The organism is Dyadobacter jejuensis (genome assembly GCF_003149085.1).
GTDB lineage: Bacteria > Bacteroidota > Bacteroidia > Cytophagales > Spirosomataceae > Dyadobacter > Dyadobacter jejuensis.
In genome coordinates this window covers 1-24,805 of record NZ_QGDT01000005.1, presented here as the reverse complement: position 1 = coordinate 24,805, position 24,805 = coordinate 1, and the positions used below count along the sequence as shown (strand labels likewise).

Annotated in this window: 25 protein-coding genes; 14 read left to right on the top strand and 11 right to left on the bottom strand. The window is 42.7% G+C overall.

The annotated features are described in order from the left end of the window. Positions 1-51: 51 nt before the first annotated feature. Positions 52-1,368: an L-fucose:H+ symporter permease gene (fucP, locus tag CLV98_RS11420; RefSeq protein WP_109674476.1), complete on the bottom strand. Its 1,317-nt coding sequence runs from the start codon at positions 1,366-1,368 to the stop codon at positions 52-54. Positions 1,369-1,733: 365 nt separating this feature from the next. On the opposite strand from fucP, the gene CLV98_RS11415 reads away from it, so the two are divergent. After that, on the top strand, positions 1,734-2,789 hold the full coding sequence (locus CLV98_RS11415) for a YHYH protein (RefSeq protein ID WP_109674475.1): 1,056 nt from the start codon (positions 1,734-1,736) through the stop codon (positions 2,787-2,789). Positions 2,790-2,990: 201 nt separating this feature from the next. Here the strand turns inward: CLV98_RS11415 and CLV98_RS11410 are convergent, their stop codons facing one another. The 3 genes from CLV98_RS11410 to CLV98_RS11400 all read right to left on the bottom strand — a co-directional run bounded on the left by CLV98_RS11410 (position 2,991) and on the right by CLV98_RS11400 (position 6,167). Further along, on the bottom strand, positions 2,991-3,866 hold the full coding sequence (locus tag CLV98_RS11410) for a DUF808 domain-containing protein (protein ID WP_109674474.1): 876 nt from the start codon (positions 3,864-3,866) through the stop codon (positions 2,991-2,993). Positions 3,867-4,085: 219 nt separating this feature from the next. Next, positions 4,086-5,723, bottom strand: a complete 1,638-nt coding sequence (locus CLV98_RS11405) for an ABC-F family ATP-binding cassette domain-containing protein (RefSeq protein ID WP_109674473.1) — start codon at positions 5,721-5,723, stop codon at positions 4,086-4,088. Positions 5,724-5,819: 96 nt separating this feature from the next. Beyond that, complete coding sequence (locus CLV98_RS11400; RefSeq protein WP_229203326.1) at positions 5,820-6,167, bottom strand: winged helix-turn-helix transcriptional regulator; 348 nt, start codon at positions 6,165-6,167, stop codon at positions 5,820-5,822. Positions 6,168-6,274: 107 nt separating this feature from the next. Here CLV98_RS11400 and CLV98_RS11395 point away from each other — a divergent pair, with 107 nt between their 5' ends. Together CLV98_RS11395 and CLV98_RS11390 are read left to right on the top strand one after the other, a co-directional pair. Next, the gene (locus CLV98_RS11395) at positions 6,275-7,201 is read left to right on the top strand and encodes an NADP-dependent oxidoreductase (protein WP_109674471.1); all 927 of its coding nucleotides are present in this window, start codon (positions 6,275-6,277) and stop codon (positions 7,199-7,201) included. Between the two features lie 35 nt (positions 7,202-7,236). Continuing rightward, a complete protein-coding gene (locus CLV98_RS11390) occupies positions 7,237-7,716 on the top strand; it encodes a cupin domain-containing protein (RefSeq protein ID WP_109674470.1) in 480 nt (159 codons plus the stop codon). Positions 7,717-7,838: 122 nt separating this feature from the next. Here CLV98_RS11390 and CLV98_RS23895 read toward each other — a convergent pair whose 3' ends face one another. Both CLV98_RS23895 and CLV98_RS23890 read right to left on the bottom strand, forming a co-directional pair. After that, entirely contained in the window at positions 7,839-8,522 is a 684-nt protein-coding gene (locus CLV98_RS23895; RefSeq protein WP_229203325.1) for a RagB/SusD family nutrient uptake outer membrane protein, read from the bottom strand. Positions 8,523-8,529: 7 nt separating this feature from the next. Beyond that, positions 8,530-9,243 (bottom strand): RagB/SusD family nutrient uptake outer membrane protein, encoded by a 714-nt coding sequence (locus tag CLV98_RS23890; protein WP_229203324.1) that lies wholly within the window; start codon positions 9,241-9,243, stop codon positions 8,530-8,532. Positions 9,244-9,671: 428 nt separating this feature from the next. Between CLV98_RS23890 and CLV98_RS11375 the strand changes: the two genes are divergently transcribed. From CLV98_RS11375 to CLV98_RS11370, 3 genes are all read left to right on the top strand, one after another. Beyond that, positions 9,672-10,835: a glycoside hydrolase family 28 protein gene (locus CLV98_RS11375; protein WP_211320011.1), complete on the top strand. Its 1,164-nt coding sequence runs from the start codon at positions 9,672-9,674 to the stop codon at positions 10,833-10,835. Continuing rightward, on the top strand, positions 10,836-11,342 hold the full coding sequence (locus CLV98_RS23740; RefSeq protein WP_211320010.1) for a hypothetical protein: 507 nt from the start codon (positions 10,836-10,838) through the stop codon (positions 11,340-11,342). Between the two features lie 96 nt (positions 11,343-11,438). Continuing rightward, on the top strand, positions 11,439-12,860 hold the full coding sequence (locus CLV98_RS11370) for a DUF1593 domain-containing protein (protein ID WP_109674469.1): 1,422 nt from the start codon (positions 11,439-11,441) through the stop codon (positions 12,858-12,860). Positions 12,861-13,066: 206 nt separating this feature from the next. Here the strand turns inward: CLV98_RS11370 and CLV98_RS11365 are convergent, their stop codons facing one another. The 4 genes from CLV98_RS11365 to CLV98_RS24060 form a co-directional block, all read right to left on the bottom strand. Further along, positions 13,067-13,498: an FGGY-family carbohydrate kinase gene (locus CLV98_RS11365; RefSeq protein ID WP_109674468.1), complete on the bottom strand. Its 432-nt coding sequence runs from the start codon at positions 13,496-13,498 to the stop codon at positions 13,067-13,069. Next, positions 13,488-13,631, bottom strand: coding sequence for a hypothetical protein (locus tag CLV98_RS11360; RefSeq protein WP_310588715.1), 144 nt, complete (start codon positions 13,629-13,631; stop codon positions 13,488-13,490). The genes CLV98_RS11365 and CLV98_RS11360 overlap by 11 nt, the downstream gene beginning before the upstream one ends. Before the next feature lie 293 nt (positions 13,632-13,924). Further along, on the bottom strand, positions 13,925-14,524 hold the full coding sequence (locus CLV98_RS11355; RefSeq protein WP_310588714.1) for a transketolase: 600 nt from the start codon (positions 14,522-14,524) through the stop codon (positions 13,925-13,927). Then, a complete protein-coding gene (locus CLV98_RS24060; RefSeq protein ID WP_310588713.1) occupies positions 14,512-14,730 on the bottom strand; it encodes a hypothetical protein in 219 nt (72 codons plus the stop codon). Before CLV98_RS24060 ends, CLV98_RS11355 begins: the two co-directional genes overlap by 13 nt. Positions 14,731-15,401: 671 nt before the next feature. On the opposite strand from CLV98_RS24060, the gene CLV98_RS11350 reads away from it, so the two are divergent. The 8 genes from CLV98_RS11350 (at position 15,402) to CLV98_RS11315 (ending at position 24,230) form a co-directional block, all read left to right on the top strand. Then, positions 15,402-16,079 carry a CRISPR-associated endonuclease Cas6 gene (locus CLV98_RS11350; RefSeq protein WP_229203323.1) on the top strand — a complete coding sequence of 226 codons (678 nt, stop codon included), beginning with the start codon at positions 15,402-15,404 and terminating at the stop codon, positions 16,077-16,079. Continuing rightward, complete coding sequence (gene cas10, locus CLV98_RS11345; protein WP_109674466.1) at positions 16,079-18,724, top strand: type III-A CRISPR-associated protein Cas10/Csm1; 2,646 nt, start codon at positions 16,079-16,081, stop codon at positions 18,722-18,724. The genes CLV98_RS11350 and cas10 overlap by 1 nt, the downstream gene beginning before the upstream one ends. Positions 18,725-18,743: 19 nt before the next feature. Continuing rightward, positions 18,744-19,133 (top strand): type III-A CRISPR-associated protein Csm2, encoded by a 390-nt coding sequence (gene csm2 / locus CLV98_RS11340; RefSeq protein ID WP_109674465.1) that lies wholly within the window; start codon positions 18,744-18,746, stop codon positions 19,131-19,133. A 24-nt stretch (positions 19,134-19,157) separates the two neighbouring features. Then, positions 19,158-19,817 (top strand): type III-A CRISPR-associated RAMP protein Csm3, encoded by a 660-nt coding sequence (csm3, locus tag CLV98_RS11335; protein WP_109674464.1) that lies wholly within the window; start codon positions 19,158-19,160, stop codon positions 19,815-19,817. A 1-nt stretch (position 19,818) separates the two neighbouring features. Further along, positions 19,819-20,823, top strand: a complete 1,005-nt coding sequence (gene csm4, locus CLV98_RS11330; protein WP_109674463.1) for a type III-A CRISPR-associated RAMP protein Csm4 — start codon at positions 19,819-19,821, stop codon at positions 20,821-20,823. After that, positions 20,820-22,367, top strand: coding sequence for a type III-A CRISPR-associated RAMP protein Csm5 (gene csm5 / locus CLV98_RS11325; protein ID WP_109674462.1), 1,548 nt, complete (start codon positions 20,820-20,822; stop codon positions 22,365-22,367). Before csm4 ends, csm5 begins: the two co-directional genes overlap by 4 nt. Positions 22,368-22,415: 48 nt before the next feature. After that, on the top strand, positions 22,416-22,682 hold the full coding sequence (locus CLV98_RS24175; RefSeq protein WP_374755186.1) for a DUF4143 domain-containing protein: 267 nt from the start codon (positions 22,416-22,418) through the stop codon (positions 22,680-22,682). Positions 22,683-22,751: 69 nt separating this feature from the next. Beyond that, positions 22,752-24,230 carry a hypothetical protein gene (locus tag CLV98_RS11315; RefSeq protein WP_109674460.1) on the top strand — a complete coding sequence of 493 codons (1,479 nt, stop codon included), beginning with the start codon at positions 22,752-22,754 and terminating at the stop codon, positions 24,228-24,230. Position 24,231: 1 nt separating this feature from the next. Here the strand turns inward: CLV98_RS11315 and CLV98_RS11310 are convergent, their stop codons facing one another. Beyond that, a complete protein-coding gene (locus CLV98_RS11310) occupies positions 24,232-24,705 on the bottom strand; it encodes a helix-turn-helix transcriptional regulator (RefSeq protein WP_158281235.1) in 474 nt (157 codons plus the stop codon). Positions 24,706-24,805: the final 100 nt, after the last annotated feature.

Genomic DNA, 24,805 nt, shown 5'->3' with positions numbered 1-24,805 from the left:
ACTCACAAATGGGGCCTCGCTTCATTAGATAGACGCTTAGACCAGCAATTCTTAAAGTGCTTTTCTATTTTCTGAGCGCTTAGCATATATTGCTACTACCAGCATACATAGCAGGGGCAAGACAAAAGAAAACCGAATCTCTGGAATAAAACCAAAATAGCTAATATCGTTAAGACCCGTTCCTCCCAGGTCAATAATTCTTGCCTGCAAGGGAGGCATCAGCGCCCCCCCAACGATAGCCAATATAAGTCCTGCTGAACCAATTTTGGCCTCATCGCCCATACCCGACAGGGCAATACCATAAATGGTAGGAAACATCAGGGACATGGCGAAAGAAACGCCTACCAAGCAATATAATCCAACCATTCCATCTATTACTATGGCCCCAATCAAAAATAATATACCCAGCAAGGCAAAGTAGTACATTAGCTTTGAGGACGAGATATAGCGAATCATAAAGGTACATACCCACCGTGCGAGCAAAAAGCAGACCGTCGAGGCCACTACATAGGCCATGGCATTCAATTGGTCGTCGGCCGGTCTATCGGCATTGATCGCCGTAACATACTGGTAAATAAATGTCCAAACCATGATTTGGCAAGCCACATAAAAGAACTGCGCGATGACCCCTTCATAGTAATTTTTGTTATTGAACAGATAGTTCATCGTAGTCTTTAGATCGAGGCTAACGTCGGTCGATTTTTTAATCTTAATATCTGTCATTAAAAACGTCACTAAAACGACCAAAACGACACCCCCTAGAATAAGATAGGGCGCACTCACTACATTTAAATCATGGGCAATGATCGCCTGCTTGTCTACCATATCCATGGCCGTAGTAGCCCCAGCCCCTATCTCCGTTTCGAGACGGTCCACTACAAACACACGTGCCACTACTTGTCCCGCCAAGGCTCCGATAGGGTTAAATGCTTGGGCGAGATTGAGCCGCTGAGTGGCCGTAGATGGATCGCCCATCGCCAGGATCATAGGATTGGCGGTCGTCTCCAAAAATGCCAACCCGAAGGTTAGGACATAAAAAGAGATCAAAAATAGGTCGTAGCTGATCAATTGGGCCGCAGGAAACATCATAAAGGAGCCAATAGCGAAAAGGAAAAGCCCGAGCACAATTCCCGACTTATAACTGTATTTTCGGATATACAAGGCGGCTGGGATAGCCATCGTCCCATACCCACCATAAAAAGCCAACTGTACATAGGAGGCTTTTACATTAGAAATATCGAGTACATTCTTGAAGACCTCCACCATCGGATTGGTAAGGTCATTGGGGAAACCCCATAGAAAAAAAAGGGAGGTAGTCAGGATAAAAGCGAGGGTGAGGGACTTTGGAATGACTGGTACTGAGTTCATTTCTGGGTAATTTTAATGTAAGTGATCGGTCTAAATGTTCATATCCACCATCGATATAGCCCTTGGCATATGGTGAGGGAGCTACGCCCTGATGCTAGAAAGACCGCCATGGCAACAATCTCCTTAGGGGACTATTCGAATTTTCGATTGATTTTTTAACTTTTCTTCCAGGATAACCTAACCCCTGCGCCTACCAACTCCAGCAGCGATAGACACGCCGATAGAATAAAGCCTGCTCATCAACTCGGAGTCCTTCAATCTGAATAAGAAAATTAATAGTGTATTTTCACATTTCTTCTTATATTATTAAATATTTCGAAAGCTCCTACCTCGCCAAACCGATCTAAAACTAGCCACAAAGACCTATGAATGAGAAACATGCAAAAAGTGCTTTAACCTATTTATCTGCCTTGATGATGGTATCTACGCTGATGTGCAGCAGTACCAACAACTATAACTCAGATTCGGAGGACCAGATTATACCTGTCAATCCAGAGTACTTTATAGAAGAAGGCCTTCTGGAACCGATCACTAAAGTGGAGTATCAACTTTCTGACGGGACTACGGCCCTGTGTTACAAAATAGTGACTAACTCCACCCCTACCGACCATCAAATGGGCCCATGGTGCCCCACACACCTAGACGATGGTGCTGACAAGGGTGGGATATGGATGGAAGGTGGTAAAATTTACGATGTCGATGGGGCCTTCATTAAAAACCTTTCTACATTTTATAAAGATGCCAAATGGAAGTTATATCAGGAAGACGGTACCATTAATATTACGGATAGCAAAGAGGCCTGTGAGGCCGCAGCTCGCCCTGATGTGGATCCGGCTTACTATAATTATTGCGTGCAGTGTCTGCCTTCCTATACCGAAAGCATCAAACAAGTTTTTTATATACCCATCACCCCCATGGCGGCTCCCCCTCCAACCGACCAAAATAATCATCGGCCTTCAGCTGCTCACGCAGTAAGAGGCGATCGGCCGAGGCGGGGCCAGGGAGGACCTCCTGGAGGCGGAGGCGGAGCCTCCATCATAGGAATCGCTTTCAACGGTGTCAATTTTGACCCGCCCGCGCCTACAGCCGACATATTGAAACATTATACCCTTGCTCCTCTCGACGACAGCGGCGGTCATATCAACCCGCATGCCGGCTATCACTATCATGCCGCAACGGGTAACACCAAAAAAATAAAACAAAAGGATGTACACGCTGCCATGATCGGGTATGCCATGGACGGGTATGGTCTATTTGAACTACTAGACGAGAAGGACCAAGAACCGGTTGGCTTAGATGAGCTAAGAGGACATTATGATAAAGTCCGCGGTTATCACTATCATGTAGGCCCGGCTGGAGGAAATAAATTTATAAATGGATTCAAAGGCAAGACAGGCGGATATACGGCCACTTTCCAATAAAACCTAAAACAAGCTGGCTGCCTGAGCGTAAAAACGACAGCACTCCCTGTATCATTTAACCTCCCATTTCATGAGTCTGATAAGTTTGACAGAAAGGAAATGGGAGGTTAGAAATCGACTCTACTTACCGTTAATCGCCAAACACGCTTATCGATATCACTAGCCCCTTATGGAGGGTGCAAAAAAGCACAAACCGGGAAATTAGGCTTTTTCCTCTTTAACTTTTACGAAAACCTTTTTGTATAAAGTGATCACCCCAACCACGATCAATCCAGCAACCAGACCAATCGCCGACTCTTTTAACACAGAAGGGACCTCTGGTAAAATATGATGGAAATAATCGATATTATGTGCAAATATACCGCCCGAAACCAAAACCAGGGCAATAGTACCCACGAATCCTAGCACCTTAATAATGATGGGCAAAGCCTTCACGAGTACATTCCCGATGCCCCCCATGAATCCGGTGTCCCCATACCGTTTGATGAGCTTGAAGCCTGTATCATCCATTCGGACGATAAGGGCGACTATTCCGTAGACCCCAATCGTAGCCAATAGAGCCACAACCGACACCGTGGCAATCTGAATCTGCAGACTTTGGTCCAGCACAGTTCCCAAAGCAATAATGACGATCTCTACGGACAATATAAAATCGGTGGTAATAGCCGATTTGATTTTTACTCTTTCGGCCTCACCCTGATCCTGAATCGTCTCCTCGATTACCTCATGCCCCTTTTTGTTCCGGTGAAACAAATACTCTATGATTTTCTCAACCCCCTCGTAGGCCAGATAAAACCCACCCAGGATCAGAATAAATTTGATAGCCACCGGAAAAAAGGTGTTCAGAGCCAGGGCTACGGGCAGGATGATCAGCTTGTTGATCAGCGATCCCTTGGTGATAGACCATAACACGGGAATCTCCCGAGAGGAAAGAAAACCTGTCGCTTTCTCTGCATTAACAGCCAGGTCGTCGCCCAGGATACCTGCTGTTTTTTGAGTAGCAATCTTACTCGCCACCGCGACGTCGTCCATCAAAGCGGCTATATCATCTAAAATTGCAAAAATACCGGATGCCATATATCAATTAAATCGTACGTCCGTAAAAATAGAAAAAACTGTTTGATAATTGTAGATCCCGGCATATTAAACAATTTCTGGTCTACTACCTTTCTGGGCGCTCATGCAGTTTTTGCAGGTTAAATGCCCTAGGCCTTGGTAAGAGGGGCCACCGACTGTCCATCGTGGCTCCTCTCCCCCCTTATCTACCGATAGCTGCCGAATAGTTCGGGACCACATTTACTTCGCCAATTGGAGGTCTGCTATACTCTTAATTCGATTACGCTCCAAAAAGGCATCAATAGTTTCAAAATGCTCGATGACGCGTTTGTCTTTGAATTCAAAGACTTTTTGCGAAAGTCCTTGTAAAAAATCGCGATCATGAGATACCAGCACCAAGGTACCGTCAAAATTCTTAAGCGCCTCTTTCAACACGTCCTTGGACCTCAAATCTAGGTGGTTGGTAGGTTCATCAAGAATTAATAGGTTGACAGGTTCCAGGAGCAACTTCACCATGGCAAGGCGCGTTTTTTCACCACCCGACAATACACTTACTTTTTTGTCGATGTCTTCCCCTTGAAACATAAAGGCTCCCAATATATTTTTTATTTGGGTCCTTACATCCCCCTCAGCCACCTCGTCGACGGTCTGGAAAATCGTCAGATTGGGATCCAATAGTGATGCTTGGTTTTGGGCAAAATACCCCACCTTGCTATTATGCCCTAATTGGCAGGTACCTTCCACGTCTATTTGGCCCATGATCGCCTTGATCATCGTAGATTTCCCCTCCCCATTTCGACCTACAAAAGACACCTTTTCTCCTCTAGAAATGGACATACTGGCATTTTTAAACACCACCTGATCTCCATAGGATTTCGACACATCTTTCACCGTAACGGGATAGTCGCCAGACCGAGGTGAAGGAGGGAACCGAAGTTTTAGGGAAGAGTTATCAATTTCATCAATTTCGATAATCTCCAGTTTCTCCAACATTCGCTCACGGGAAGAAACCTGATTGGTCTTGGAATAGGTACCGCGGAAGCGCTCAATAAATTGCATATTATCGGCAATCAATTTCTGCTGCTCCTGATAGGCCTTCACCTGATGGGCCCGGCGTTCCTCTCGCAATTGCAGATAATGGGAATAGTTGGCTTTATAGTCATAAATCCGTCCCATGGTTACTTCTATCGTCCGGTTGGTAATATTATCGATGAAGGCCCGGTCGTGGGAAATCACCATCACCGCATTGGCTTTATTCACCAAAAAGTCCTCCAACCACATCACCGATTCAATATCTATATGGTTGGTAGGCTCATCGAGCAAAATTAGGTCAGGCTTTTGCAATAATATCTTGGCAAGCTCAATACGCATACGCCAGCCACCACTGAACTCCTTGGTTTGCCTCTGAAAATCTTCGGGCCTAAAACCCAATCCCTTGAGGGCTTTCTCTACCTCCGCGTCATAATTGACCTCTTCGAGTTGATAATATTTTTCTCCTAGCTCGGTAACCGTTTCGATGATGGCCATGTATTCATCACTATCGTAATCGGTACGGGTTTCGAGGGCTAGGTTTAGCTTCTCCATTTCGGAACGCATTTCAAAAACCTGCTTGAAAGCTTTGGCCGCCTCTTCAAAAACGGTACAGTTATCCTCAGTGAGTAAGTGTTGCGGCAAATAGGCAATAACGGCGTCCTTCGGCGCTCTTACATGGCCACGATTGGCTTTCTGTTCACCAGCGATGATTTTCATCATGGTGGACTTCCCCGCTCCGTTTTTACCCATCAGGGCAATTTTGTCGGTCGGATTAATAACAAAGGATACGTCGCTAAACAGGACAGAACCGCTAAATTCAACGGCCAAATTTTCAATTGTAATCATCTTCTCATTTTTTGAAACCGCAAAGCTACGATTATACGATTGAAAGAGATGAAAAAAGTATTTTTTTGGCCAAGCACACCTCAAGCCTTTTACGACTTACCCTTTTGGCATATCCGAATCTGGTCGAACATGCCGCAAGCCCCATTTGCTCATTTCGTTAATAATGGGTTGTAGGCTGAACCCAAGTTCGGTGAGCTGATATTCTACCTTCGGAGGGATTTGCGGAAAGACCTTGCGCTCCAGAATCCCATCGGCCTCCAATTCCCTAAGCTGGTTGGTCAACGTCTGCCGGCTAATATCAGGGATTACCTTTTGAAGCGTGCTGTACCGGTTATGACCTTGTTTGATATAATGTATGACCAACAGCTTCCACCTATTGCCAATTTTATTGAGGGAGTAAACGACCGGACAGTTTCCAGGGTTGTAGTCTTTAAGTTTCCTCATTCCTTTATTTCCCATAAGTCTAAATAATTTGCCTATGCCCAAAATTTAAGATTACCCTATTATCAAGGCAAATATAAATAAATTCGTTAAACGAAATTGATCAAAATATGAAAGCAATCCAGATTAAACAGTACGGCGACAATTCCGTATTAGAGCAGGTCGACATAGCCATTCCAAAGGCTCAACCCCATCAAGTTGTGGTACAAATAAAGGCCTCGTCGGTCAATCCTGTAGACTACAAAATCCGCTCCGGCTTTTTGGCCGGACAACTGACCAAGACCTTCCCTTTTACCCTTGGCTGGGAGGGCGCCGGTATTGTCACGGAGGTAGGCGAGGCGGTAACCCTTTATAAACCCGGAGATGAAGTAATGCTCATGCCCAATTTTATGCAAGGCGGAACCTATGCGGCCTATGTGGCGGTAAATGAAAATGAAGTAACGCCCAAACCCAAGTCGATCAGCTTTACAGACGCTTCCATTATCCCCTTTTCTCTGGGCACGGCCTATACGGCGCTGGTCGAAGACGCTGCTATCAAAAACGGTCAGAAAATATTGATTCATGGCGCTGGTGGAGCGGTGGGCCAGATGGCCGTTCAAATCGCCAAGAACTCGGGGCTTTCCGTAATAGGAACTGCTACTGGAGAAAACCTCCAGGAACTATTAGCCTTGGGAATAGACCAAGTAATAGACTATACCAAAGCCGACTTCTCTTCGGTTCTACACGATTTAGATGTCGTTTTGGATTTGGTAGGAGGTGAAACCCTTGCCAAATCGTATTCCATCGTCAAAAAAGGGGGAGTAATCGTCTCCACGACCCAACCACCTAATCCTTCGGCTTTAGAAAAATATGGTCTTACTGGAAAAATGACCCTCACCAGAATGGAGCCTAATAAATTCAGTGAGGTAATCGGATGGCTGGAACAAGGCAAGATAAAGGTCAAAAAACCATGGATATATGATCTATCACGGGCCCAGGAAGCCTTGTCGATGGTCGAATCTAGGAAAGCAAAATCTAAGATCGTATTTGAATTTTAGTGCCCTCCCACCATTCATAAAACATATCGCAATATATGAAATCGATAGTAACCCTAGGCCCCAATGACGGACAGAAACTTTCTATGGCAGGCGGCAATTACCGAATTGTAGTTTCAGGAAAACAAACTTCCGGAGAATTTGCCGTTATAGAAATGACGGTCCCTTCAGGTGCAGGGGCAAATCCGCATGCACACGAAAACATCGTCGAATCCTTTTATGTTTTAGAAGGCGAAATTACATTTCAATCCGATGCAGGGAGTTATATTGCCCAAAAGGGCGCTCTGGTTAATATTCCAAAAGGGGGGCTAGTGCATTGTTTTAAAAACAAAACCGATGTACCGGCTAAACTATTATGTACGGTGATGCCCGCTGGTTTAGACGATTGCTTTTTGGAAGCATCCGATTATTTAACCAAAAACATCGATGATTCCGCAGTGACCAAAAAGGCTACTTTAGGTGCAATTGCTGAAAAATATGGAAATAAACTATACCCAGAAAATTATTTCGAATCCTAGGAGCACGCGCCCAATTCACGGTTATAAATTTAAGCTGGAGAGCCCGAAAATATTTTTGAATTAAAAAAATGGCCGTTCCATATCCCTGAAACGGCCATTTTTTACAATATATTTTCGATTAACTATTGATATCCTTCATTTTGGGCAAATTCCACCCGATTTGTCACGGCATCGAGCTGGGCCCTCGGAATGGGTCGTAGCACATGGAAGGGCTGAATATCTGTGGCATTGGGGTTATGCGCCTTTACTCTTTCCACGAGTTTTCCTGTTCGTTTCAAATCGAACCAACGCATTTGCTCACCAGCAAATTCCCTGGCTCGTTCGTCCAAGATAAAGTCCACCGTCACCTGACTTGGCGTTATAAGCATATTGGCCACTTTACCAGGTTTTGCCGCTCCATTCCGAACTATATTGATATTGACAGCGGCCGAGTCGAGTTTCCCGAGTTTCAATTGTGCTTCCGCTGCTATCAGATAAACTTCTGCCAATCGAATCACATAGGCATCCCTAGCGCTCTGGGCTTCGTTGGCACTCGACCGGGTATTGTCCATATGTTTGGTTAAGGTGGGGTACACCAAGGTATTCTTGGTAGTCCCGTCCTCATTATAAATGGCTTTCCGATCGACCAGCGTATATAGTGCTCCTGCGGGCTTTGCCACTGTCTTTCTGGTCGCAATCACGGCCGTGTCCCCGAGTTTCATTCCTGTAGGTCTGGTGCCTGAGTTAGCCAACCATACCTCCATAAACGACCCTTCGTAGCGTGCATCCGTCTCACTATAAAGGTCTAGCAGGAAACGAGTGGGCATATAGCGATTAAAGGGCCGTATCTCTTAGCATCCCGGGTAGGTTATCATACTTCATCAAGAAGTGTAAATGACCATTATTACTCCCTCTACCATGGCCCGTTACGTTGGTGGTGGAATTGTATAGATCGTTTAAAGTAAGATTTGCCGAATAGTTAACCGCATACAGTATCTCCTTGTTTTGGTTATTACTCATTTTCCAAAGATCTGCATAATTGGCTTCAAGTTGGTAGCCAAAGTTGCCATTCAATACCGCGTTAGCCATATTGTTCGCTTCTGCATACATCCCTCTGGTCAGGTACTTCCTGGCCAAAAACGCCATAGCAGCCGGCCGCGTTACCCGCTCATAATTGGTGGTCGTATTTGCGAGGTTCTTGGTTGCAAATTGCAAATCTGCGAATATCTGCTTATAAAAGGTCTCCACCGGAGTCTTGTTGGCCGTTGTTGAAATCCCCTTGGTCTCTTCCAGAGTAAAATGTACCCCACCCCAGGTTTCAACAATATGCCAATAATAAAACGCACGTAAGAAACGAAGCTCTGCTTCCCTTTGTGCCCTCAGGGCCGGAGTAAAGTTTACACTGGCTATTTGATTGATACCCGCGTTGCATAAATTGACGCCGCCATATAGGGCCGTCAACCAACTCGGATTGTACTCGGTAATCGAATCCTTACAGGACGTAACGACCACGGCCAGAAATATGATAAATAATGCTATCTTTTTCATCTTACTAATCTTTAATATGATTAAAATCCAAGGTTAAGACCGACCACTACATTTTTCAGCATGGGGCTACTCTCTCCTCCCCCTCTTTCGGGGTCCTATTCCTTCAACTTAGAACTTTTGGTCCAGGTCCAAAGATTAGACCCTGTCGCGTAAAACCGAATATTGCTAAAATAAGACTTCTTCATGTTCGGGAAAGTATAACCCAGGGAAAGGTTCCTAACGCGCAGATAAGAGCCGTCCACATAACCCAAGGTGCTCCAATACAGCGTGGATGCTCCCGAAATATTGGCATTAGGTCGTGGGTATTCGTTCGTAGGATTTTATGGATATAGCTGGTATACTTCCCGGCCTGCCGGGGCATTGCAAGCCTTTCCTGAATGGCAAAAGAAACACCTTTGATTATATATCTAGTTAAAATATCCTTTAAAATGAGAAAGAAACCATTCACCTTTACCAACACCGTACTCGCTATCCTGTTCGCCAACGTGCTTGTGGCCCAGCCCAACGCTAAGTCCAAGCTGTACCCGGGAATAGAATTTCAAATGGACCGGGTCAAAGAACCCATCATCCCTAACAACACGGTGAATATTAAAGATTTTGGAGCGAAAAGTGGCGGAGATTTTTTGAACACCAAGGCCATAGCCGATGCCATAGATGCGGTATCTAAAAAAGGCGGGGGAAAGGTCATTATCCCTGCCGGCATTTGGCTCAGGGGCCCTATTATACTAAAAAGCAATATCGAAATGTATGCCTCAGCAGGTAACCTGATCCGTTTTTCTGCCGATAAAGACCTTTACCCTATTATTGAGACGAGCTTTGAAGGACTTAATATTTGGCGCTGTATTTCTCCGATTTATGGTAAAGACCTCGAAAATATCGCCTTTACGGCTTCGGGTCTATGGGATGGCTCTGGCGACGCGTGGAGAATGGTAAAAAAGAGCAAGCTTACGGATCATGAATGGAAAAAACTCGTGGCCTCGGGCGGCGTTGTAGATGAGAAAAACGGAAACTGGTTCCCCTCTCAACAGTATAAGGATGGAGCGAATGTCGCTGACCAAAATGTGCGACTGGAATTAAAAACCAAAGCGGAGTTCTTAGCGATACGAGATTTCCTTCGGCCCGCGATGGTGAGCATCCAAAACTCCAAAAGAGTGAAGTTTGGTGGCCCCGTTTTCCAAAATTCCCCAGCTTGGTGTCTACATCCATTAATGGTCGAAGAGCTTATCGTCAGGAACATCATCGTTAGAAACCCCTGGTATTCGCTAAATGGCGATGGGCTGGATGTGGAGTCCTGTAAGAATGTGATCATTGAAAACTCGAGCTTCGATGTGGGCGACGATGCCATTTGTATAAAATCGGGCAAAGACCAGGGCAGAAGAGACCGGGGAGTACCTTGCGAAAACCTAATCATTAGAAATAACATCGTATACCATGGCCATGGTGGCGTTACGATGGGAAGTGAAATGTCAGGGGGAGTCGGGAATATGCACGTCTCTAGTAATACCTTTATGGGCACCGATGTAGGTCTACGATTCAAAAGCACCCGTGGACGCGGCGGTATGGTAGAGAATATATATATATCCAATATTTAAATGGTCAATATCCCTTCACAAGCCATCTCCTTCATTTTGTATTACGGAGGAAAGTCTGCCGCCGAAACCTTGGCCAAGGGAAATACTACAGCGGTATCGAAGCTTGAGCCGGTGACTGAAGAAACCCCACAATTCAAGAATATATCTATCAAGCCCATCGAGATTAAAGGGGCGCATGAAGCGGTTTTTCTCCAGGGTTTGCCGGAAATGAACCTTAAAAATATTGAATTGGACAACCTACTGATCGAAGCAGACCAGGGCTTTACGATCATAGATGCCACGGGGGTAAGTATCAAAGATGTTAAGATGGCCACCAAAAAGGCACCAGCCATGGATATTTATAACGGCAAAAAACTTAAAATAAAGGACGTCACCATCGACTCCACCACCTTAGGGACCATCGCCGTAGGGGGTAGTGAATCCGGTAAAATTAAAATTGATGCTGGCCTGAAAATACAAACAGAAATTGGCAAGGAAGTTAGCGTGACCGCCGTAATTTTCAAATAAGAATTCATGTATCCTGTCCATTTAAATCGGCATTCATGACGTTGACCAACTAGGGGCTAAATAACATAGTAACATGATACTTAAAAATGTAAATCAATGAAAATTAAACAGAACATTTGCATCCTTTTCCTGGTCCTGCAAGGGGCATTTTTGAACGCTCAACATACCGATACCAAGCCAAGGGTGATCGTATTGACCGACATTGAAAACGAACCCGACGACGCCATGTCTTTGGTCCGTTTCTTGACCTATGCCAACCATTTCGACATAGAAGGATTGATAGCCACGACCTCCGTGCATCAAAAAAAAGAATTAGCAACCTGGCGAATTAAAGAAATCGTGGAGACTTATGGACAGGTGCAACCCAATCTTGAAAAACACGAAATAGGCTATCCCACCGTCGACAAACTAATACCGCTGATCAAAGAAGGAAAGGCCGACTACGGCATGCATGCCGTAGGGAAAGGCATGGACTCTGAGGGTTCCGAACAGATCATCAAATCGGTAGACCGTTCCGACAACCGCCCGGTATGGGTGTTGGCCTGGGGAGGCCCCAACTGTCTGGCACAGGCGCTATGGAAGGTAAAGGCCACCCGCAGCAGTAATGAATTACAAAAGTTCGTTTCCAAACTACGGGTCTATACCATCTCCGATCAAGACGACTCCGGCCCGTGGATTCGTAAGACCTTTAAGGATCTGTTTTATATCGCCAGTCCGGGATTTCACACTTTGGATGGCTACCACCATGCCACTTGGACGGGTATTAGTGGCGACCGCTTTCATGGGCGATTTGCTGGTGGCAACTTCCCCATTGTCGACAACCCATGGCTGGATTCCCATATCCGCAACAAAGGCCCACTCGGGGCGCAGTATCCCTGGATGAAGTTCTTGATGGAAGGCGACTCGCCCAGCTTTATGTATTTGATCAATAATGGACTGGGCAATTCCGAGCACCCCAACTGGGGCAGCTGGGGAGGGCGCTATGAACTGTACCAACCCCGTACCGAAAAATGGTTTTTAGAACCAGAAACACGTCCATTATGGACTAATGCCCAGGACGAAGTATTTGGGATGGACAGCAGCTGGCATACCGGAAACCAGGAAACGATTTGGCGCTGGAGAGAGGCCTACCAAAATGACTTTGAAGCCCGTATGGACTGGACTATCAAGCCCTATGAAGCCGCCAACCACCCACCCGTGGTCAGCCTCGTGTCGCCGGCCTATATCAAGGCCAAAGCGGGGGACAAAATCACCCTCAATGCCGAAGGTTCCACCGATCCGGACGGAGACGCTCTGAGTTACCAATGGATGTATTATGGAGAGGTAGGCACCCTCACCCTTTCTACCACCCTTACCGGCAACCCCTTAGAAATAGAAAATGCCGACCAAGCCAAGGCTTCGTTCCTGGCCCCAAAAAAGGGACAACAAGGAACCATGCATTTTATAGTCGCCGTAACCGATAGCGGCCAACCGGCACTCACCCGTTATAAACGGGTGATCGTGGAGGTGCAGCCCTAAGGGTCGCGGCCTCCCCTATTGAACGAGGAAGTTCCGTTAAGGAGCTTCCTCGCTAAATTTTTACAAAGAAATTGATATCATTCGGTATCCTATTTTACAAGGACTTTGGGGGTCTTAAATATTAATGCCATAAAACGGGGTATACATTCGGAAACATTTTCGAACGGTGAAAAACGAAAACTCCGAATGGTGGTTTCCTGTAAGAGCTACTTCAGGGATATTTTGGTAAACCAGCAAATCCGCTCCAACCACCCCGCATATCTTTTAGCAACCACGTCATTAGCCATATCAGGAACAATGACACTCGTTTTCTGAGCATTTAGCTGCTTTATTTGGTCAATACTTCTAAGGACTCCGCTTTCTAAACCGGAGAGATAAGCGGCTCCTAAGGCCGAAATGTCTGGGTTTTCTAGCTTTTTAAGGGTTAAACCTAGTAAATCGACTAAGAATCGGATGACGAATCCATTTTTGGTGAGGCCTCCATTCACGGATATCCCCTTTAGGTCAGCATCAATATCCTGGCACATGGCCTCTATCACCTCCTTGATTTGGTAGGGAATACTTTCAAGGGCAGCCCATACAATATGATTTTGCGTGGTACCAAAGATCATGCCTTCAATAGAAGCCCTACGCTCCATCTGCCACCAGGTTTTGTTCGGCAATACCCATTTCAACAATCTGATCGGGAAAATTCTCTCCCAAGGGCACCAGTTTTCCCGACCCACACGAATCGCTGGTAACGACGGTTATTTCAGGATCTGTTTCAGCCAACTTTGCAAGGTCTCTGAAAATATTTCTAAATTTGACTTACTCGCGTTTGTTGTAGTTAAAGCGAATGATACGGCTCTCCAACTATAAACCTTTCCTGGATGTAGGCCACTAGGCATTAAGCTATCTGCTCGCTCGATAGGCCCAACATAAAGGCGCACTGAAAAAGGATTTTATAATTAATTATAATTATAATACAATTCAAAAATTAGCAGCTTTTACCCCTATCGTCATCTGGCACCTTAAGATTTTATAGCCTTTGGCACGCCCTCGAATTAATTGTATTAAGTGACGTGCTAGACCAGTTCGGCCATAGCCAGGTCGTATTGCTCGGCTGTGGGCACTCCATGGTGCCATTTGAGCACATTTTCCATATAGCTAATCCCCTGTCCTTTGGTCGTGTGTGCGATTACAAAGGAGGGCTTTCCCACTTCAAAAGGCATACTTTTAAAGGTTTCGGTTAGCTCTTCCAGGTTATGACCATCTACATGCTTGACCGCCCAGCCAAAAGCCTCTAGTTTTTTATCGATAGGCTCCAAGCCCATCACTTCAGCATTGGAGCTAGTAATTTGAAGTTTGTTATCATCCAATACTGCGCAAAGGTTATCCAACTTAAAGTGAGCGGCAAACATCAACGCTTCCCAGTTAGACCCTTCGGCCATCTCACCATCTCCCAGGATGGTATATACCTTTACATTAGAATGGTCTTTTTTGGCGGCTAAAGCCATACCCGCACACATCAAAAGTCCATGCCCCAAGCCACCGGTGTTTTGTTCGATACCATGCACATATTTGGTGGGGTGACCGATATAAGGGGAGTCATACTTACAAAGGGTGAGCAGGTCCTCTTCTGGGAAAAAACCCTTATCGGCCAGCCCTACATTCAGCGCTTCCACGCAATGCCCCTTCCGCGCAGCCTAGAGTCAAAGTTCTCAGGAGTAATATTCATCCCCTCGTTATAGAGCACATTCAGGATATCGACGATCGACAAACTCCCTCCCGTATGCCCCGCTTTAGCATGGTAGATATACTTAAGTATATTTCTTCTATACCGCAATGACTTCTCCTGTAGGGAGACCATGTTTAAAGTATCTTCTTTCATTTTATTAGCTGTTCATGATGCGTATAAACCTCCCAACCCATATAATTATGCAAAGCCTCCTTTAAGATTGCGGCCGTTTTGGATGCATTCATCACGACATGATGCTCAGGTCATAATTTAACATTTCAGCTTAAAAACAAGGGGTTATTCTCAAAAATAAAGCAAAAAATATACTTAAATAATGGCAAAGAAAATTATAGAATTAAGCTGTAGGTAAACTGCCCACCCAACAGCGGGACTATCCAGAATAAAAGGAGCCGCCACACGGGCCTAGGACCTCCCCAGGGGTCGGCGGTGCCCCCCCCATCCTACCAGGACAGGAAGGCAACCAACAAGCCCAACCTGATGCCATCATCCCAAACCCAAACAGGGGCGCCCCCCCTCTCCCATCCAGAAAACAAAAAAAGTTTCCGAATTGTAATAAAAATTCCTCAGAGGGCCAGGTGGTCGGGCGGGGTACGACTGGGCTATTCCATAGGATTGAAAATGAACAACTTATAATTGCAGAGGCCGTATTGTTTCGAATCAAAATCCCCTAATTGGCCTCATCCAGTATGTAACTTAAGTTAATATAGAAGGATGAAAAACCAGGACTATTTATTAAACGGTTCGTGAAAAATCTCTAAATAGTTTTATTTTTAGGTTTTTGCCATTGACCTTAGCCTACAATATTGAAAAAAATTAGATTCTTACGCATACAGTTTGATACTGAAATTGAAGCCTACGAACTACCTGCCTTCCGCGGGGCAGTCGCTTCTAAAGCTGGATTGGAGAACATTCACTTCCACAACCACCTCAACGACAGGGAGCTGTTATATGGCTACCCCGTCATCCAGTATAAACGGATCGGGCGCAACCCCGCTATCATTTGTATAGACTATGGAGTAGACGAGATACATCATCTATTTCAAAACTCCGACCTTACCATTCATATTGGTGATAGGCCGGTAACCTTAACGGTCAAAAACCTACAAATGAACCAGTACACCATGCAAGTTTGGGAGAAGACCTTTAACTATAGGATGTACAACTGGCTAGCACTCAGTCAAGAGAATTACGAAAAATACAAGAATATTAGAAGCGAATTTGAAAAAGTGGACTTCCTTGAAAACATTTTGAAGGCGAATATTATCTCGTTGGCCAAAGGCTTGAAATGGGCTATAGAGCATACCGTTCATTTACGGATCGACGAGGTAATCAAATCCAAAATAGTCCCCTACAAGTCGCAAAAGCTTATGGCATTCGACATTAATTTTCGTACCAACGTCTTCCTCCCCGACTTTATTGGGCTAGGCAAAGGGGTAAGCCTGGGCTTTGGTACGGTATCCACTATTAAAGAGAAGAGATAATGGCAGCAGAACGCGATATGGTTTATTTGGCAGCTTTGCTGCATGATATTGGAAAGTTTTGGCAACGGGCGGATGTGTCCTACAATACGTCAAAATATTTAGAAAAGTATCCATATATCATCGGTAACGCAGGAAACATTTGTCCAACCTCTCAGGAAGGCTACTTCAAATACCAACACGTTATTTGGACTCAGCTCTTTTTTGAAGAGAACTTAGAGACATTTGAAAAAATTGGAATTTATGATAAAGAGTCAGTTGATAATTTGGTGAATCTCTCAATTCATCATCACAAACCTGAGTCCAAGTTACAAGCTCTCATACAGTTTGCCGACTGGTGGGCTAGTGGCATTGATAGATCCGATGATAAGGATTTCGAAAATGATGTTAAAAGAGGGAAGCTTAAATTCAAAGAAGAGCCACTTATCAATATTTTCGGAAACTTGAATGTATACGATAAAAACCGAAAACTTTCCCAAAAACCAGTTAAAGCCTCCGCCTTTGGCCTAGAAAAATTATCGTTGAAAAATACCCTCTTTCCTTCTGAAGAAAGATATGAAAACGGTGTGTCTCAGGAGGAGTACACTGTATTATGGTCACTCTTTTCCTCAGAATTTAAAAAGTTACCTACTGATTCATTATCTGCTTTTAATAGGTCCCTTCATTATTTGCTAAAAAAATATTGCTGGTGTATTCCGGCATCAACCGTGGACTTTTCTGATAACAGTCTTTTTGACCATTTGAAAATTACTGCAGCTATCACACAATCACTATATGATTATGAGATAGAGAATCCAGATTGCTTCGTCTACAACAGACGTTTGAGTCTGAAAACCGGACATTTACCGCTTTTACTTCTTAGTGTGGATACCTCGGGTATTCAAAAGTTCATATATGACATCTCCTCCAAATATGCCGGAAAAAGCCTAAAAGGTCGTTCGTTTTCGTTGCAATTGATGCTGGATGAAATAGCTTATACAATTGTCAATCAAACAGAAACCTCCTTGAGCCATGTCATTTACAGTAGTGGTGGAAAATTTTTCATGCTACTTCCAAATACAAAGAAGGTCAGAACTGATTTGTTGAATATTGAGACAAAAATCAAGAAAGCTATCTGGGAGAAGTATAAAGGAAACATTTACATCTGCATGGGGTATGATGCGTTTGCCTATGATAAAGATTTGAAGAAAATGAATTCCAACGGCAATTCCCTTCCAACTATTTGGATAAAAGGCTCAGAAAAGCCTGTGTTTCTAGGTGATTTATGGCGATCTGTTAGTGAAAAAACGGCTGAAACGAAGTACCAGAAATTTAAGGAACTGTTAAAGGATGATTTTGAGAGCTTTTTTCATGATAAGGGAGTTGGTATGGGCGGTTTAACCGAAATATGTTCAGTAACCGGAGACGAAGTAGAAAAGGGAATTACCCAGATCGACGATGAGGTAAAAATCTCCCCACAAATTCTTGAACAAAAGAAAATTGGCGAAGCGCTGTCAAAAAATCACTTTATAGTTTTTAGTAGTTCAGAACAACCAAATCTGCCCAAGAATAAATTCGGATCCTTAAATGGACGTGATTACTGGATCATCGGTGATAATAAAATCGTCTCAACAGAAAATGCAGAGGTTTGCCTCACCGTAAAAGGGGAGATCGACTTTCTGAAACCTGTTTCCGCACTGAGAACTTCCTATTCCTATCGGTTTTATGGAGGAAGCGAAATGGCTTTGGATTCAAAAGGTAATACAAAAACTTTTGAGCAATTGGCCGGGATTGAGCGAGAAGACCATGTCCGTGACAACTCTCCTATTGTTAAAGGGAAAAGTCATGGAAATTTTAACAGAATTGCTATTCTTCGAATGGATGTAGATGGATTGGGGCAGCTTTTTATAAAAGGATTTAATCCGGCAGGCGCCAGTTTTTCTGCCTATGCTACGTTGTCAGGCCAACTTGATTGGTTTTTCAGCGGATATCTAAACACCATAAGAGGCAAAGATCAATACAAAGATTGGATAAATATTATTTATTCAGGGGGTGATGACATATTTGCGGTGGGGCGATGGGACTCAATAATCTCATTTGCAAATGAGGTTCAAGTAGAATTCAAAAAGTTTACAGGACGGAGTGATATTACTATTTCGGCGGGTATTAGTATTGTTACACCTAAGTTCCCAATTGCCAAGGGAGCCCATGATGCCGGTATTGCGGAGGAAAATGCAAAAGATTTTACAAGACCTGATGGAACCAAGAAAAATGCACTCTGCCTGTTTGGTATTCCATTTGGATGGGAGGAGTTCAAAGCGATTGAAGCAATCAAAAATTTCTGGATAGAGAATTTAAAAGGTAATCGGCCCATTCTGTCAAAAGGTATTCTACATAAAGTCTTTGACTGGTATGAAATATCAAATAGAACAGATAGGGATGGCAAAAAACTGCTTGACTTATCATGGAGATGGAATGCCGCATACTCGCTTAAACGATATGAAACTAAAGAAACATCCAAAAAGAACCATTCACTGAAAGTCATTGAGAGTGTTTTAATGACCAATCAATTTGACTATAAGGACAAGACTTATACCAATATTCGCTTTGATACTTTTATAGTTGCCTGCCGATGGGCGGAGTTGGAATTAAAAGACAACAGAATTTAACTCTAAACCATATTAAATTATGCCAAAAAACATATCAATTTCAGTCTTAACAGATGGGATTAAGGATTTAACACTTGTAAAGGAATGGGGCACATACCTCGCTACAAACGATATTAAAAATCAAGTCTCCACATCGCAAATCAGAAAAATATTTGGTTCAATCAAACAAATACAAGCAGGGTTCGAGAAATCCAAGGGCGAAATAATCTTATTAGAGCCTAAGCTTGCGTATGCTGTAGGGCGCGATTACGATAAGAAATCCAATACTAACAAAACTAAGATCAAAGAGTTTTATGAGTTATTGAGCCCACTGATTAGAGAAATAAATGAGGACAAGACACGCTTTCAGAATTTTGTCAATGTACTCGAGTCAATAGTTGCTTATCATAAGGCAGCGGGTGGTCAATAAATTTCAAATCTTAATTTTCAAAAAATGAAGTTATTCAAAAAAATAATTATTTCCGGTGAACTTAAGTTACTCTCCGGAATGCACATTGGCGACAGCAAGGAAAATGTAGAAATCGGTGGCGTGGACAGTCCTATTATTCGTAGAAAGGATAACAACCAGCCGTACATACCCGGAAGCTCATTAAAGGGAAAGCTACGGAGTTTGCTTGAAGTGGCAATGGGTGAAAATGCAGATACGAGCTTTACAGACTATAAATCAGAAAATGGAAAATTGCTGGCTTACCTTTTTGGATCAAAAGATAATCCAGCTAGGATTTTAGTTCGGGATGCACCTCTAACGATCGAATCGGCGGATAAGTTATATAATTCTGAATTTACCGATATGCCATATACAGAAGTAAAATTCGAAAACGTCATCAATCGGTTAACCGGCACGGCAGACCATCCCCGTCAAATCGAACGGGTTCCTGCTGGTGCTGTATTTAAAATTGAATTTGTTGTCAATGTTATGGAAGATTCCAAAGACAACACTGCTAAGTTTTTGGCTTTGCTCAATTCTGGTTTGGCTTTGCTCCAAAATGATTATTTGGGTGGAAGTGGCACACGTGGCTATGGACAGGTAGAATGGAGGCAGACTGGAGAAATAGTAAAAACAGCTTCAGAATATTTGAATCAAACTGCCTGATATGAAACATACCTTCGATGTCATTTATTTCGAATTTACCGCACCACTTCATGTTAGCAATGCCCGATCTGACTACGGAATTAGCGAAAGAACCTTGCATTCTGATACTATGTATGCTGCTATTATGCAATCCTGGGCAATCCTAGGCAAGGAAGAATGGATTTTAAAGAATCCGGCTTATACTTTAAGTAGCTTATTTCCGTATACGCTCAATACCAGTTCAAAACAGAAAGTGCATTTCTTTGCTAAACCCTTTTTCCCTGCCAACACCGATAACAAAAAAGATCAGAGTGATGATGCTAAGATTTACAAGAAAATCAAATTTGTTGATGCTTGGCATTTTCAACATTATCTCAATCAAACACCATTGACGAGCACGGTTGATTCAGTTCATGGAAGTTATCAGACAAACGAGCCAATTAATAAAAATTTCTTGACCACCGACGTTCAAAACAGAATCAAGCGTCCGAGAAATGACTCAGAAGACACCGTTCCTTTTTACACGGAAAGACTGTTTTTTACCAGAGGTTCAGGGCTATTCTGTTTGGTTCATTATGAGAATGAAGAAGCTCAGAAGCAGGTAAAAGCGGCGCTTCGTCTTTTAGCTGAAAATGGAATTGGGACCGACCGCGCTGTTGGTAACGGGCAATTCAATGTGTCATTTGGCTCATTGAATCTTGAGCTTCCGGACTTTTCGGATTTCGCAATAAATATGTCATTGTTCTGCCCTGAAACAAAAGAAGACTTAAAGGAGATGATTTCTGATGAAGCTGTCCGCTACGAAATTATAAAGCGCGGTGGATGGATGAGTGACCCTCACAATACGTATCGTAAACGTTCTGTTTACATGTTTCTTGAAGGTTCCGTATTTAAAATACCTATCAGCAAATTCATTTCCAAAGGTAATACAGTAGATTTAAAACCCGATAATGCTATTTTGCCCCATAAAGTAACCAACCCCGTTTGGCGGGTGGGCAAGGCTTTATTCTTACCTGTAAAACGATGATCAAACCAGATGACAGCACGATAACTCAGAATTTCCAGGTGGAAATCATTACCCCAACACATATTGGAGGGGCAGGCGAAAATCATTGGCGAAAGGATATAGATTTTGTAATAAGAGATAGCAGAATCTGGATACTAGATTTCGTAAAATTAAGTAAGGATGTTACCCCAGAAAAGTTGAGTAGAGTACTTGTGAATGGCAATTCAATGAGCCCTTTGTTGGATGGTAAGAAACTTGAACCATTAACGATCAAGTCATTTCCATCTACAGCAGGTCCCTCCAATGACATAAGGCGCCATACCTGCGGTGGGTTCGATGGCAGGCCTTACATACCCGGGAGTTCACTAAAAGGGTCGGTAAGTTCTATATTGTTAAAATATTTTTCAAAGCTAAATCATATATCTGGTAATAGTAGTATTGTAAAAAATACATTGGGTGATTTCGAGAATTCCGTTATGCGTTTCTTCCAATTTACGGATGTCCATTTTGAAGACACCTTCCTGACTTCGACGAAGATATTTAACCTTCATAAGAACAATGACCAAATATGGGAAGGTGGCTGGAAACATGGGATTAATAAAACTAATTTGGTATTTAATTCCTCCGGATTTACCACTATGTATGAAAGTTTAATAGTTGGATCAAAAGGAGGTCTAACTGTCTCATTTAAGAAAAAAAGCATTGAGCAACTTTACTTGGGATCTAGGAGAAACACGCAAATAAAAACTCCTCCAAGTCACACAGCGCCTTGGCTTACCTCATTTTCCTTTACAAAATTTTGTAAAATGATCAATGAGCATACACTGGATTTTCTCGGAAAGGAAATCAAGTTTTTCGAAAAATACACTTTTGATGAAAATACAGCACGACTCTTAGAAGATCTTAAGGAGATGAGACAGAAAATTAAAAACCTGGATACGTCGAAAGAATGTATTTTACGAATGGCAGCTGGATCGGGGTTTCATAGCATAACTGGTGATTGGCAGTATGATAAAAGCGATACCGCTTACTTCCAGAACATTGGAGTTTGGACAGATCGTGATTTAAAAAGTAAACTATGTAAACGGAATGACATTGGTAAACAAAAATACAAATCACGAAAATTGGCATTTGAAAAAGACAGCAATGGTCAGTGGAAGTTCCTACCGATGGGCTTTGTCAAACTAACTATGGTTTCTCTTGAAGACTTATTGAAAGCAGAAAATGAGCGCCTCGCCAAGGAAATATTCAAGAAAGAAGAAATGATACGCCTGGAAGCAGAGGCGAAAGCCGCTGCAGAAGCCCTCCGCCTCGCTGAAAGCGAAGCAAAGAAACCAAATCTATTCGAGGGCAAGCTTAAAGTAGGTGCGGAAATAGATGCCGAAATCGTTGTTTCAGGCAAGCCTAATATCATGAAAATATTTGTTAATGGGCAGCTGGAAGAGCAAATTCCGATGATTGGGTATCTCTCCCCAGAGCCTGTTGGAAAAGTAGCAATAGTAAGTGTTCATCGGATGGGGAAAGACGGAAAGATTAAGGAGGTAAAATACAAGAAATTCAAATAAAACGAACTCCGATCCTTCTTTACCGACTCATATGCTCTAGGTAATGTAATATTAGAGGTAATGAAAATGCATTACAACCAAGGGAAACGCCCACAGATTTATTATTGGCGAGATAGCAACCAAAATGAAGTGGATCTGCTCATCCAGGATGGCATGAACTTAAAAGCCGTAGAAATAAAAGCTGGGAAAACCATTAATTCCGATTTTTTAAAGGTCTCAAATACTTCGAAAAAATCGTCCCCGATGCACAAAGCATTCTGGTGTATGGTGGGACCGAATCTCAGAACCAAACAGATGCCACGGTGTATGCCGTGAATGAAATTGATCAATTGATTTAAAATAATTGGTTGGCAAAATCAGCTAACCATACAAAAAATACATTTTATGAAAAACTACCTAATAATTACACTCGGTACCAGAGATGTTCAGATTAAAAAAGAGCACCTTATTGAAAATGGATTTGTGATACACAAAGAAGGTAAAGACCAGTTTATAGAAAAGGGAAATATAAGATTAAAAGTTGTTGAGAATTTCAACTTCCCAGAGTTTTATACATTTTCCCCGAGAGAAGGTGGGCAAACTATTCGGGACAATTATCATTTATTTAAATCCGTAATTGATTTCCCATTAACGAAAGATTTTATTAAGCAAACCAACAGAGATCATCAGATTGACTACTTTCTTATGATTTACACAGATCAGCAGATCGATTGGGACGCTGGAAGGATTAGAAATCCGAAGAATTATTTAGACGATACTCTGTATTTTAAAGATATCCTTAATCATTATTTATCAGAAGATCCTGATTTCTCAAAAGTACATTTCGACGAGTATTCGATTCAAACAGAAGTAGTAAATATTGATTTCCAATATTCTCATTTTAAAGAAATTAAGCAAAACTTATTCCTGACTGACATTCAAAATGTAAACCAAATATTTTTACTTCCGCAAGGTGGTATAGACCAAATTAACCATGCAGTAACGCTACAATTGCTACAAGCCTTCAAAAATAAAGTTAAGCTATTCCAGAAATCGGAGGGTCAAGCACCTAGGGAACTGAAATTCACAAAGCATTTTTTAAATGATCTCAATAAGCAAAAAATCGTGAAGCATCTGAATGACTACGATTTTGGAATGATTGATAAAGAGATATCGAGACCAAAGGAGATTTATCATTTGGCTCAATATGGTCATAAGCGATTAAATTTGCAATATGATGAACTGGCTATTAACACTAATGTTATTGCCAGCTCACAATTCAAGCCAATTATTGCGACTCCAAACTTGAAGCTACAGGACCTGTACCTTGCTGCAAAAATCAACTTTAAGCAAAAAGCCTACACAGAATTTTTATGGCGATTATACACACTTAACGAATGTCTATTTAAAATAGAAATAGAAAAAGTTTTTGGTAAGATGGATTATCTATTAAGTCGATCTAACGAGATCGGTGAAACCAAATTCCAAAGAAAATTAAATGACGTTAATTTTGAGTTTGTTCCTAAAATTAGGAAGGCCCTAATGTCTAATGGGGAACCCATAGATAGTAGAAACCCAAATAGGTTTGCATATAAGGTTTTACTACCAGAATTAGTCAAAACAAACCATTTGTACATAAAGGATAATATTCTTGACATATACTTAAAAGTTGGTGACAAATTAGAGTACTTGTCTAAGCTCAGAAATAAAATTGCTCACAATTTAGGCTCAGCAACCATTGCACAAATAAATGCCACCTTAAATGAAAACGAACAAGGCTATACCGCCAAAAACCTTTTCTCAGATCTGGACCAAATATTCGACCTAAAATCCGAATACGGCATTTACGACGACATAAAAGCAGAAATAGAAAAACTACTCTAAATCAGTCGGAATATAACGCCCACATACATCTCACCTTATCGGCAACCTGCTCCCGTAACCAAATCGGCTCCAGAACTTCCATGTCTGGGCCGAATTCTAATATTTTGGCTTCTAGCTCCCGATTCGGTATTACGTGCAATTCAAAGATATAGTTGCCTTGAGGGTCTTTACTGTGCGTCTGGGTGGGATGTATGGGCTTAGTGATAAGATATTGTGCCCTATTGAGGCTCGTCAGCTTCAATTGCACGATTACTTTGGGGTTGGTATCGTGCTTTGTGACCCCCACAAAATCGTTAAAGTGTCCCTTAAAATCAAAACTCTTTGAATACCCAAACTCAACGGCCGTTTTCCTGAAACTTGCTATTCGGTCTAGTGCGATATTCCTGGGCTTCGCTTCTTTTTCCTCCCACCCTATTGGATATTCTGGAGCATGTTGACCCCTTGTACTCAGGGTAATAATGAATGCTAAAAGCACATTATTGGCTTGTTTTCTAGTGACATTCTGGCGTATATTGACCCCCTAGACATTTATTTTTGATTCATTCTGGAGCATATTGACCCCTTTGGGTAATTGT